The sequence below is a fragment of the Thioclava sp. FR2 genome (assembly GCF_051200875.1).
Lineage (GTDB): Bacteria > Pseudomonadota > Alphaproteobacteria > Rhodobacterales > Rhodobacteraceae > Pseudotabrizicola.
Map to the genome: position 1 here is coordinate 2,372,501 of NZ_CP195191.1, position 12,105 is coordinate 2,384,605.

11 protein-coding genes are annotated in these 12,105 nt (G+C 56.3%); 5 read left to right on the forward strand and 6 right to left on the reverse strand.

Annotated features, from left to right (window positions below):
* Window positions 1–95 precede the first annotated feature (95 nt).
* Complete coding sequence (locus ACSBLW_RS11525; RefSeq protein WP_435256766.1) at window positions 96–743, forward strand: response regulator transcription factor; 648 nt, start codon at window positions 96–98, stop codon at window positions 741–743.
* 77 nt (window positions 744–820) lie between these two features.
* Here ACSBLW_RS11525 and ACSBLW_RS11530 read toward each other — a convergent pair whose 3' ends face one another.
* From ACSBLW_RS11530 to ACSBLW_RS11540, 3 genes are all read right to left on the reverse strand, one after another.
* Window positions 821–3,292 carry an ATP-binding response regulator gene (locus ACSBLW_RS11530; protein WP_435256767.1) on the reverse strand — a complete coding sequence of 824 codons (2,472 nt, stop codon included), beginning with the start codon at window positions 3,290–3,292 and terminating at the stop codon, window positions 821–823.
* Window positions 3,293–3,527: 235 nt separating this feature from the next.
* Window positions 3,528–5,537 carry an FAD-dependent oxidoreductase gene (locus ACSBLW_RS11535; RefSeq protein ID WP_435256768.1) on the reverse strand — a complete coding sequence of 670 codons (2,010 nt, stop codon included), beginning with the start codon at window positions 5,535–5,537 and terminating at the stop codon, window positions 3,528–3,530.
* Window positions 5,538–5,623: 86 nt separating this feature from the next.
* Window positions 5,624–6,427 (reverse strand): zinc-ribbon domain-containing protein, encoded by an 804-nt coding sequence (locus tag ACSBLW_RS11540; protein ID WP_435256769.1) that lies wholly within the window; start codon window positions 6,425–6,427, stop codon window positions 5,624–5,626.
* A 158-nt stretch (window positions 6,428–6,585) separates the two neighbouring features.
* Here ACSBLW_RS11540 and ACSBLW_RS11545 point away from each other — a divergent pair, with 158 nt between their 5' ends.
* The 4 genes from ACSBLW_RS11545 to ACSBLW_RS11560 are packed head-to-tail and all read left to right on the forward strand — an operon-like array spanning window position 6,586 to window position 9,480.
* Window positions 6,586–7,257, forward strand: coding sequence for a cell division ATP-binding protein FtsE (locus ACSBLW_RS11545; RefSeq protein WP_435260098.1), 672 nt, complete (start codon window positions 6,586–6,588; stop codon window positions 7,255–7,257).
* Window positions 7,254–8,144, forward strand: a complete 891-nt coding sequence (locus ACSBLW_RS11550) for a cell division protein FtsX (RefSeq protein ID WP_435256770.1) — start codon at window positions 7,254–7,256, stop codon at window positions 8,142–8,144. Before ACSBLW_RS11545 ends, ACSBLW_RS11550 begins: the two co-directional genes overlap by 4 nt.
* Window positions 8,144–8,878 carry a lysophospholipid acyltransferase family protein gene (locus ACSBLW_RS11555; RefSeq protein ID WP_435256771.1) on the forward strand — a complete coding sequence of 245 codons (735 nt, stop codon included), beginning with the start codon at window positions 8,144–8,146 and terminating at the stop codon, window positions 8,876–8,878. Before ACSBLW_RS11550 ends, ACSBLW_RS11555 begins: the two co-directional genes overlap by 1 nt.
* A complete protein-coding gene (locus ACSBLW_RS11560) occupies window positions 8,875–9,480 on the forward strand; it encodes a pyridoxamine 5'-phosphate oxidase family protein (RefSeq protein WP_435256772.1) in 606 nt (201 codons plus the stop codon). The genes ACSBLW_RS11555 and ACSBLW_RS11560 overlap by 4 nt, the downstream gene beginning before the upstream one ends.
* Before the next feature lie 9 nt (window positions 9,481–9,489).
* On the opposite strand, the gene ACSBLW_RS11565 is transcribed toward ACSBLW_RS11560, so the two are convergent.
* The 3 genes from ACSBLW_RS11565 to ACSBLW_RS11575 all read right to left on the reverse strand — a co-directional run bounded on the left by ACSBLW_RS11565 (window position 9,490) and on the right by ACSBLW_RS11575 (window position 12,013).
* The gene (locus tag ACSBLW_RS11565) at window positions 9,490–9,804 is read right to left on the reverse strand and encodes a DMT family transporter (protein ID WP_435256773.1); all 315 of its coding nucleotides are present in this window, start codon (window positions 9,802–9,804) and stop codon (window positions 9,490–9,492) included.
* A complete protein-coding gene (locus ACSBLW_RS11570; protein WP_435256774.1) occupies window positions 9,801–10,760 on the reverse strand; it encodes an acetyl-CoA carboxylase carboxyltransferase subunit alpha in 960 nt (319 codons plus the stop codon). The genes ACSBLW_RS11565 and ACSBLW_RS11570 overlap by 4 nt, the downstream gene beginning before the upstream one ends.
* 296 nt (window positions 10,761–11,056) lie before the next feature.
* Entirely contained in the window at window positions 11,057–12,013 is a 957-nt protein-coding gene (locus ACSBLW_RS11575) for an L-malyl-CoA/beta-methylmalyl-CoA lyase (RefSeq protein ID WP_435256775.1), read from the reverse strand.
* Between the last annotated feature and the right edge of the window lie 92 nt (window positions 12,014–12,105).

A 12,105-nucleotide genomic window follows, 5' to 3' on the forward strand; every position in this document is an offset into this window, starting at 1 on the left:
CGAACGGCGTGTTGGCACCAGAAATGTGTCACGTCCTTTGCTCAGGCAGGGTTCTAATCGCCAGCATAGCACCTTAGGACAAGGGAACAGAACTTATGGGACTAGTTGATACCTTCAAAGATGAAGGCCTGAACGTCCTCATCGTCGATGACCACGAGATGATTCTGGAGATGTTTGCCATGTACCTCGAAGGGGCGGCAGGCATGAGCGTTACAACCGCGAGAAACCTTGACGAAGGTCTGGAACGGATCGACGAGAATGGTCCGTATGATGTCGTTCTACTGGATTTGAACATGCCAGGAATGAACGGTGTGGCTGGACTACGCCGCGCCATCAAAGCCAATGATGGCCGGCCAGTCGCCATCATCACAGGCAGCCCTTCTCCTCGCATGTTGGATGAGATCATGAACACCGGGGCATCCGGCATCATTCTCAAGACCACGGCTGTCCGCAGTTTGGCAAATGCCATCCGCTTCATGCACTCGGGCGAGCAATACATGCCGCTAGAGTTGGTGCGTGAGCGTCAAACCACAAGCCGCACGGTTCGTCACGGCCAGCTTTCCGAGAAAGAAATGACAGTCCTTTCCTTCCTCGCCGAAGGAAAACAGAACAAGGAAATCGCGAACGATCTTCAATTGGCAGAACCGACAGTCAAGATGCACGTTACATCGATCTGCCGCAAATTGGGCGCACATAACCGGACGCAGGCAGTCGTCATGGCCCGCGATCTTGGCATCGTCTGACAACCGAAGCGTTTCAGCAAAAGAAAAGCCCCCTCCGGACAGTCCGGAGGGGGCTTTTCTTTTCGTGTCCCGCGTTATTAGCTTGCGCTCACGGCGTCGTCTCGCTTTTCTTTGATAGAACTTAGCACCGAGACAATGTCCTTTGGCCCAACGGGCTTGGTCAGGACGGCATCAGCCCCCGAAATCCGGAACCGTTCAACGTCCTTGCCAGCTTCCGCAGCCGTCATACCGATGATTGGCTTGCCAAATCCACGCTTGCGCAACCGTTCGGCTAAATCGCGCCCGTTCATTCCGGGCATGTAAAGGTCAGTTGCAACGACATCCACGTCATGCACGGCCAACCAAGCTAACCCGGCAGCGCCATCGCGCAACCACTTTACAGATTTGAAGTGTCGAGAAAGGCGTTCTGAAAGAATCTCACCCATCGTCTCGCTGTCTTCAAGCACTAGGATAGACAAATTGGACACGTCTACATCGTTCTGCACGACATTCGCGCTCTGTTCATTGCCGCCCAGCGCCGCAACCGGCATTGGAAGCATGATTGTAAACGAAGCCCCGCTCATCGGTCGTTCTTCGTAGTTCAAAGAGCCACCCAGAAGTTCAATAGCCCCCTTCGCGATATAAAGGCCCAAACCAGAGCCATCTGACCGAATTCCCTCGGTGCTACTGCGCATAAAGGGCTGGAACAAACGAGTGCGCTGCTCCTCGGGAATGTTTCTTCCATTGTCAGAAACCCTCCAGAGACACTTTTCGCCATCCAGCGTCTCAAAACTCAGCACAACTTCCGTTGCCTGCGAATGCACGATGGCGTTCTTGACCAGGTTCGACAGGGTCTGGTTCAAGCGAACTTTGTCGGCAGAACGCATGACATTTGCGTCAGGCGACATCTCTGTCCGAATGGAAATTCCCTTTGATTGCGCCAAAAGCCCAAAAGTCTCGACAATACTGGTCGCAAGCACCGCTGGCTGAAAATTTTCGATGCGGATGGGCATGTTCTGCTCGGGTCGAACGGTCTGCCGCATGTCAGAAAGAATTGACAATAGCTGGTCCAGCACCCCCCGCATCCGGGGACCCGAGCGTGTCCAGTCCTTGGACTCATCCATCTCGTCCAAAAGAAGGGACAGGATAGACGCAGGTGTTCGTAGCTCGTGTGAAATGATCGAGAAAAGCTGGGTTTGCTGACCTTGTCGCTCCGACAACTCCGTTACCAGCTTCAGCATTTGTTCTTCTTTTGAATGTTCGCGTGTCACATCTACCAAGACACCGTAGATAATCGCCGGCACACCATCCATTACTTCGCGGATTGCGATACCAGCAACATGGACACACTTTGTTTCGGGCGACCAAGTCCCGTCTAGCGCGCACCTAAAAGAAAAGGATGTCTCCTCTTCTTGCATCGTAAGGAAACCGGTTTGAAGCACTTCGCGGTCTTCTGGATGAACCCTTTTGAGAAAATCTAGGGAATTGACGGTCTGCGGGATATTCAGAATACGTTGCACCATCTCGTCCGAGCGGACCGTATAGGTTGGCGGCTCGTAGGTAAAATGCCCATATCGGGCAAGTTCTTGTGCACGGGCCATCCGCCCAAGCGTGCGAAGCTGAACCTTTTCAACACGCTCAGCCTTCATCCGCAAGGCTGCGGCCAAGACTAGGACAAAGAACAAAAGGTTCGCTGTCTGCTCATTCTTCAATCGCTCTACTGCAACCGCCGAAGTCAGTTCAACATTGTTACCGTTCAGGATGAAATAGACGCAAATCCCGCAGAGGGTGCCAGCAAGTGTCGGCCGAATTGGGCGAAGAAAGACAAATGCGACACCAAGCAGCGCCGGATCTGCCGAGGCAAACATTTCAAAACCGTTCTTGTTGGCAATTGCCACAGCCAAGAATGCGCCGACCTGCAGAAGAAATTCAGGCAAGTCCTTTCGTTGCGGAGGCGCGCGCAGCAGAAGAATGCTGGCAGTCGTAACAAGCGCGAGCGCGCCGATCCGCTGCGCCAGTATTCCAGCCAAATTCAGAAACTTTTCAGAATCCAAGGAGTCATGCGCATCAGCCCAAAGCGCCAGCGCCGCCAAAGGAAAACCAACGAGAGCGACCACAGCCCCTGCGATCAGGGCAGAATTTTCGGGGGTCCGACATAAGTGCCATACAGTTCCGCTTGCGCTTAAACTCTTCGCGGTAGCCCCGCCGGCGAAACCGACAGCAAGTGCCACAGGCAATGCTTTAAGCATTCCAAACGCGGTCCAGCCCGACGAGATTTCTAGGCCAACGTTAACCAACTCGCCCAACAAAAAGGTCATGAAGAAGACGGAGAAGGCGTACCAAGCAAGCCGAAGGGGCAAGACTGCGAGTCCGACAGCAAGTACCGCAATTGACGGGTGCGAATAGTTCAGGATGTAGATCGCCGAATTCTCAGAAGTGTCGGCGGCACTAGCTACACCCAGCACGAAGAGTAATGACGCAATCGTAAATATAGCCACGCGACCCGTCGGCACAAACCCGCCCGGGTCAAAGTCCGGAGAAACAACAGAGGCATAATTTCTTTCTTCCAAACTCTGCAAATCAGATTCGAAAGCCCCTCGGTCAGGAACACTGCTCAAGTCCGCTGTCTCCCTTAGCTGGGTGTTTACTTCCATCGCCCCGCACTCAGGCGGGCTGCTCCGTTGCTGGATACGCTTGCCTTGAGTCTACCGAACTGCGATTTGTGAAGCGAGTCCTGATAGGGCGATTGCGATCGCGGCGCCGGGAAACAAAGGACTATGGAACCACCCGATGGGATAGAAACCGCTAAAGGCTCGCCGCAAGGCGCGCGGCTTGGTTGATCGCCCGCTTTGCATCAAGCTCTGCAGCGACGTCGGCACCACCAATCACATGAACGGTCTTACCCGCAGCGATCAAAGCGTCAGCCAATGTTCGCTCGGATACCTGTCCGGCGCAAAGGACCACATCATCAACCGGCAGCACTTCAATCTGTCCGTCACGTTGGATCGCCAACCCATCATCAACGACACCTTCGTAGCTTACCCCTCCGACCATCTTCACTCCTTTCATCTGCAAGGCAGCGCGATGAATCCAGCCTGTGGTCTTTCCCAGATGACGCCCCGGTTTTTCAGCCTTGCGCTGCAGAAGCCAAATATCTCGCGCCGGCGGCTCTGGTTCTGGTCCTGATGGTGCCAACCCTCCGGCCACCTCTGCCGGATCTCCAACGCCCCATTCCCGCTTCCAAAGTTCCAGATCTTCTGTCGGAGATTTTCCTTGATGAACCAGATACTCGGCCACATCAAAGCCGATGCCGCCAGCCCCAACGATCGCAACCCTCTTGCCAACCTCTGCTCCGCGCAGAACCTCTATGTAGGACTTAGCCTTATCCTGCCCTGCAAGTCCGATATCTCTTGGCTGAACGCCTGTCGCGATGACGATGTCATCAAAGCCACTCATGTCATCAACGTTGGCACGGCACCCAAGACGCTGCTTCACATTGCTGGCATCCAGCATTGTCTGAAACCAGCTTATCAAACCCTTGAACTCTTCCTTTCCGGGGACGGCGGCAGCCAAGTGCAACTGCCCTCCGACGCGGTCAGAAGCTTCGAAAAGCGTCACCTCATGTCCACGCTCGGCCGCGACCAACGCTGTCATCAGGCCCGCCGGTCCAGCCCCGACCACCGCAATTTGCTTTGTTCGATCGGTCGCGGAATAGGTCAGTTCGGTTTCGCTGCAGGCCCTGGGGTTTACAAGACAACTGGTAAGCTTCCCACTAAAGGTGTGGTCAAGGCAGGCCTGATTGCACGCGATGCAAGGTGCGATTTGGCCGGATTTGCCTTCCGCTGCTTTTCGCACAAAGTCAGGGTCCGCTAGAAACGGGCGGGCCATACTGACCATATCGGCTTCGCCCGAAGCCAGAATGCGTTCGGCCACTTCTGGCGTATTGATCCGGTTAGAGGCGATGACCGGGATCGAAACCTCGGGACGCAAGCGCGCGGTAAGCCAAGTAAATGCAGCTCTTGGTACACTGGTTGCAATCGTCGGCACACGCGCCTCATGCCAACCAATACCAGTATTCAGGATCGAAGCGCCCGCCGCTTCAATTGCCTTGGCCAGCGTGACCACCTCTTCCCAAGTGGATCCATTCGGCACCAGATCAATCAGACTGATCCGGTAAATCAGGATAAATTCGGGGCCGACCGCTTCGCGCACCCGACGCACGACCTCCACCGGAAGCCGCATCCGATTTTCATAAGCACCTCCCCATCTATCTTCGCGGCGATTGGTGTGGCGCACGAGGAACTGGTTAAGGAAGTATCCTTCGCTTCCCATGATCTCTGCGCCATCGTACCCGGCCTGCTTTGCACGAATAGCCGCCGTCACGATATCAGAGATCTGCTTTTCAATTCCCACCTCGTCCAAGGCCGTTGGCACGAAGGGCGAAATGGGCGACTTCACGGCACTAGGGGCGACGCAATCCTTTCCATAAGCATATCGGCCAGCATGCAGGATTTGCATCGCGATCCGTCCACCGCTTGCATGGACCCGCTCGGTAACGATCCTGTGGTTCGAAATATCCTTTTCCGAATGCAACCCCGCAGCGCCCGGAAAAACGCCACCTTCTTTGTTCGGGGCCATCCCCCCGGTTACGATCAGACCCACCCCGCCCCGCGCACGTTCGGCATAGAATTCAGCAACCCGGTTCCAGTCGCCAGTCTCTTCCAGCCCCGTGTGCATCGACCCCATCAGCACCCGGTTGGGCAAGGTCACATGGCCAAGTTCAAGCGGTGACAACAGGTTGGGATAAAAGGTCATGGCATTCCTCCGACTTTGATCGAAAGAATGGCTCTGCCCAGACGCAATGTCACGTCCGACGCCGCGTCACGAAACACTCAGATAGCCTAGGCGCCAGCCAATCCCTGCAGGAAAACCGTCGCTTTGCGGATCATCGTGTCCAGTCCCAAGCGCAAAGCATCTATCGACGAAACGTAGGCGTCCATCGTTCCCGCCAATTCAGGGATCTGTTCCCCAATTTTCGGCGCCATGACGTAAAGCGCGATCACGATGACGGCGAGGATCAGCATCAAGGTAAACCCAGAGCGGAATCCGGATTTTTCGGGTTGGCTATCCGCCTTTTCGTACGCGACAGTTTGAGCCACTTCACTTGGCTTCAAGGACGAATTGATTTCCTCGATATCAGGCAGCAAGTCGCGCCGCGCAGCTGGTTTTTGCTGGGGAACAGGCATCCCCTTCATGCGTGCAATATGCCTCTCTGCGTCCGTCATCTCGGGTTCATCGGACACACGCTCTTCGCGCAAAGGACGACCCACAGCGGGATTCACTGGCGGCGGCAACCCCAGATCCCCCTGCATCTCAAGTCCTTGCGCCTCGACCTTTCGGGCTTGCACTTCACGTTCAGCTTCTTCGCGCAGCACGGAAAGTACGGCATCGTCCAAGGATCGCCGCGGTGCTGCGGGGGGTTCGGGCAGATCGTCTACGTCGTCACCCTGATCCAAGGCTTCAGGCGGGGCCGCCTGTGGGGTCGGTTCTTGATACAATGCAGCAGTCAGTTTCTCCGCACCCACAGGTGCGGCCTGAAACCAAGCATTCCCACAGTTCGAGCATTGGACATCGCGCCCTTCCGGAGGAATGGCATTGTCATCAACCTCATACTGGGCGTCGCAATTTGGACAGATGATACGCATTAAGCTCGACCCCCGATCCCCTTTTAGTAGGGCTTTGGTTTTTTCTTGTAGCGCCGAAATGAAACAATTCCAAGAGATCGTGGTTAAGGCCAGCACCACCGCAATTGAAACCTCCTACTTTTTCAGCGAAGTTGCGTCTGACCAAAGGGGTAACCAGCGTGATCGCTTTCGAGAATGTGGCCTATAACTATGGCGGCGGAGAACTCTTGTCAGAGATCTCGCTCCGCCTCGCTCCAGGATCGTTTCACTTCTTGACTGGCCCGTCCGGCGCAGGCAAATCGACCTTCCTCAAACTTGCTTATGCTGACCTGCTGCCCACCTCGGGTCACATCTCACTGTTCGACCGTGATCTCCGCAGCCTGAGCCGGGATGACGTTGCGATGAACCGCCGGAGGATCGGCGTAGTACATCAAGATTGCCAATTCTTGGACCACCTTCCCTTGGCAGCGAATGTTTGCCTTCCGCTCACCGTCGCCAGCCGTCCAGTTGATACACGGAATTTGACCGAGCTTTTGAATTGGGTTGGTCTTCGAACTTTGGGCGATGCCCTTCCGCCCTCCCTCTCTGGCGGGGAACGTCAACGCGCGGCGTTGGCCCGCGCCATCATCATGGACCCAGATGTCATTCTGGCCGACGAGCCGACAGGCAACTTGGATTGGGAAATGTCCCTGCGGCTGCTGACGTTGCTGGTCGAATTGAACAGGATGGGAAAAACCATTCTGGTCGCAACCCACGATCTAAACCTGATCCGACAAGCAAAATCGCAAGTGTCAGCCCGCGTGTTGCGCATCAAGAACCGCCGCATCCAACTTGCCGGGGCCGATCTGTGAAACTGCTGTCCTTACTTGCCGCTGACCAACATGCCGACCGCGTGGTTCCGCCTTCCGGGTTCACGGCGCAACTCACGCTGTTCACATCGGGCGCTATGGCATTTCTGGCGGTTTTTGCCTTGGCCTTGTCGCTTGCTTCAGGCAGGCTTGCTGAACGTTGGGCAACGTCGCTTGCGGGCACAGCGACCATCCGCATCTCGGCGCCTGCGGATCAGATGCAGACCCAAGTCGCCGCTGTCCTGTCACTGCTTGCCGCGACACCAGGCATCGCAGAAGCGCGTGCCATTGAAACCGACGAACAGCGCAAACTTCTGGAACCTTGGTTTGGCCCAGATCTTCCGGTCGATGCGCTGCCGCTCCCCCGATTGATTGAACTGACCGAGTCCTCTGAAGGTTATGACAGCGAGGGGCTTCGACAACGTCTTGTGGCCGAAGCGCCGGGGGCCGTCCTTGACGATCACACACGCTGGCGCAGGCCTTTGGCCATTGCTGCCGACCGCCTGCGGCTTTTGGGATTGCTATCGCTTCTCCTCATCGCCGGGGCGACCGCCGCCATGATCACCCTTGCGGCGAATGCAGCCTTAGCCGCCAATTTGCAGGTGATCCGCGTCCTCCGTCTTGTCGGCGCAAAGGACCAGTATATCGTCCGCGCCTTCGTGCGGCGCTTCACCTTGCGGGCGTTCGGCGGCGCGACAATCGGCGCCCTGATTGCCACAATAGGCATTCTTCTGCTTCCGCGCGTCGACGAGGCGGGCGGATTTCTCACCGGATTGGGCTTCCAAGGTCTTGGCTGGCTTCTGCCGCTGGTGCTGCCGCCACTTGCCGCTATTGTGGCCTTCGCGGCCACACGTTTTGCCGCCTTGCGCACCTTAAAAGGGCTTCCTTGATGATCATTGTCCGCTGGATCCTTTCGATCCTCTTTATCGTGCAAATGTACGTCGCGATGCTGGTCATCGGCATCTTGTTCTTTCCTTGGGCGCTCCTCTCGAAAGAAGGGGCCTTTGCGGCCTGCAAAGCATTTTGCCGTTGGGTCTTGTTTACAGTTCGCATCATGTGCGGCATTCGCAGCGAGGTTCGCGGAACGCCGCCGACAGGCGAAGTCATGATTGCCGCAAAGCATCAAAGCTTTCTGGACATCCTGATGATTTTCAATGCCGTCCCGCGTGGCAAATTCATCATGAAACGTGAACTTATGTACACGCCCATTCTGGGACAATACGCGATGCGTATCGGTTGTGTGATGGTTGATCGTGGCAAACGCGGAGCAGCCATCACCAAAATGAAAGCAGATGTCGCGAAAGGCGCTGCCGATCCTGGTCAGCTGATCATCTATCCGCAAGGCACTCGCGTAGCGCCGGGCGACGTACGTCCATATAAGGTGGGAACAGGTCTTCTCTACGAACAGTTGGGTCAGACCTGCGTTCCGGTCGCCGCGAATGTCGGGCTTTTCTGGCCAAAACGCAGTTTGTTGCGAACCCCCGGTCTTGCCGTCGTCGAATTCCTGACCCCGATCGAGCAGGGCCTGTCGGTCCCCGACTTCATGAAGCGGTTGGAAGCCGAGGTGGAAACGAACTCTAATCGGTTGATGGCAGATGCTGGTTTTGGTGGGGCAAAGCCATGAAAGCCGTCACAGATCTTGACGCGCTTCACGCCCTTTACGGCACACCTGCCGAACCGGCGGTGCGCAAGGTCACGTCGCGACTGACAACATCGTATCGCGAATGGATCGAACGGTCCCGGTTTTGCGTACTCTCGACCGTCGGTCCAGAAGGAACAGACGGCACACCGCGCGGCGATGACGGACCTGTTGTGCATATCCAAGATGATCGCACGCTCCTTATGCCCGATTGGCGCGGCAACAACCGCATTGATGCGCTTCGCAACATCGTGCGCGATGGTCGTGTCAGTCTGTTATTCCTTATTGCCGGATGCACGGTGGCCATGCGCGTGAACGGCACTGCAATTGTGACGATAGATCCAGAAATCACTGCGAAATTCGGGAAAGACGGGAAAACTCCGCGATCAGTGGTCGTGATCAAAGTTGCCGAAGTGTATTCGCAATGCGCGCGTGCTCTGGTGCGGTCCGGCTTGTGGTCTATGGGGGACCAATCAACGGGCCTGCCGACTGTCGGTCAGATGCTGCAAGAAATCACCGAAGGTGAGATCGAAAGCAAAACCTACGATGAGGGTTGGCCAGAACGCGCGTCTAAGACCATGTGGTGATATGGGCCATCAGGCCAGTTTCAGCGCAACAATTCCCGCGATGATCAAGGCGATTCCCAAGACCCTGAAAAGGCTGACAGGATCACCGAAAAAGGCCACCGCAGCCACTGCTGTGCCAACGGCGCCGATCCCAACCCAGACGGCATAGGCTGTGCCAACCGGCAAATCCTTCATCGCTAGAGAAAGCATCCAGAAACTTGCCAAGGCTCCGGCGATGGTCAGCGCCGAGGGCAAAGGTTTCGTGAAACCATCCGAATATTTCAGACCAATGGCCCAGCCCGTTTCCATAAGCCCGGCTAGGATCACCAAGACCCAAGGGTTCAAGCAGCAAGCCCCTTTGACCCCATTTCAAGGAACTTGGTCCGACGCTCTTTGATCAGCACCTCGGGCTTCTTGCCGGCAAATTCTTTCAGCATCGCTTCAATGCCTTTGCCGACGGCCTCAATCGTTTCTTTGCGACCGCGCTGCGCGCCCCCCATCGGCTCTTTAATGATCCGATCGACAACCCCCAGTTTCTGCAGATCTTGTGCCGTAAGGCGCAAGGCCTCTGCTGCTTCGCGCATCTTTTCGGCATCCTTCCAAAGGATCGAGGCGCAGCCTTCGGGTGAAATCACCGAATAGACCGAATGCTCCAACATCGCGACACGGTTGGCACTTGCAAAGGCAACAGCCCCGCCCGAACCGCCTTCGCCGATCACGATAGAAATCAGTGGAACGCCGATCTCGAGACATTTCTGGGTGCTGCGCGCAATCGCCTCCGACTGGCCACGCTCCTCGGCGCCCTTGCCGGGATAGGCACCGGGGGTATCGACAAGGGTAATCACAGGCAACCGGAACCGGTCTGCCATATCCATCAGGCGAATGGCCTTACGATAGCCTTCCGGCCGCGCCATCCCGAAATTGCGCTCAATCCGGCTTTTGGTGTCGTTGCCTTTTTCATGGCCAATGATCATCACAGGCTGGTCATTGAAACGGGCAATCCCCCCCATGACAGCATGGTCTTCGGCAAAATTACGATCGCCGGACATCGAGGTGAATTCGGTGAACAAGGCATCAATGTAATCTTTGCAGTGTGGCCGATCAGGATGCCGCGCGACCTGACATTTGCGCCAAGGCGAAAGATCCTTGTAAAGATCCTTCAGCATCGCTTCGGCCTTCTTGTCCAAGGCCTCGGCTTCTTTCGCCACATCCATACCCGGATTGCTCCGCGCCATCGCGCGCAGCTCTTCCGCCTTGCCCTCAATTTCAGCCAAAGGCTTTTCGAATTCCAGGTAGTTCATGGCCCACTCCCGCAATGCTTGGCTCTATATGGCCTTGACTGCGGGCGGATGCAACTCGGCAGGCTTCAGACCGTGCCGCAAATCGCTCGCTCTATGCGAGATCCAAGATCAAAAGCGTGACCCGAAAACAGCAACGCCCTGTGGTCGAACCACAGGGCGCGCTTCCTCCCCGTTTTGCTGCGAGGGGCCTCCTCTCCCCTGGATCGCAGCGCGGGTATCTTTTGTGTCCGCCCGTTACGCAGCGGAAGTTGCCGAAACCTGCCCTTATTTCGGGCAGTATGTCAACGATTCCGTTATCATCCGGAAATCAGCTCAGACTGACGAACGATCACTTCGGCCTGCTTAATGCTGGCAATATCGACCAGACGCCCCTTATACACCGTTGCACCTTCACCGCGGGCTTTGGCCTCATCCATAGCCTTCAAAATCTCGCGGGCTTCGGAAACAGCCGCCTCAGAGGGCGTGAACACTTCATTCGCTATAGCCACCTGCTTTGGGTGAATTGCCCATTTGCCAACCATTCCCAAGGTCGCAGACCGCAACGCCTGTGCGCGGAACCCTTCGTCGTCCGAAAAGTCGCCAAACGGCCCATCTACCGGCAGAACCCCATGGGTCCGACAGGCCGCCACAATGGCCGCCTGCGCCCAATGCCAAGGGTCGGACCAATGCTTTACGCCTTCGCGCAGCATGTAATAGTTTTCCTGAGTGCCGCCGATTCCGGTCGTCTGCATACCCATGCTGGCCGCAAAATCAGCCGCACCAAGGCTCATTGCCTGCAGGCGCGGGCTCGAAGCCGCGATTTCCTCGACATGCGCGATACCAGCCGCGCTCTCGATGATCACTTCGAAGGAAATCGGCTTCTTGCGCCCTTTGGCACGTTCAATTGCCGTCACCAATGCGTCGACAGCATAAACATCCTCGGCACAGCCGACCTTCGGGATCATGATCTGGTCAAGCCGCTCACCAGCCTGTTCCAGCAGGTCAACCACATCCCGATACCAATAAGGCGTATCCAGACCGTTGATCCGCACCGAAAGCGTCTTCTTGCCCCAGTCAATCTCGTTGATCGCCTGAATGATATTCGCGCGAGCCTGCACCTTGTCCGAAGGTGCGACCGAGTCCTCAAGGTCCAGATTGATGACATCAGCAGCACTGGACGCCATTTTCTCAAAGATCGCGGGCCGAGAGCCGGGCCCAAACAATTGGCAACGATTGGGACGGGCGGGTGCGGGCGGCTGGATACGGAAGCTCATCTTCGTCCTCTTCGAAAGGAAATTTCACGGGATGCTGCGCATTGGTTAGATTATTGCGCTGCGCCGCGCAAGCACTCCTTTGCACCCGCAGC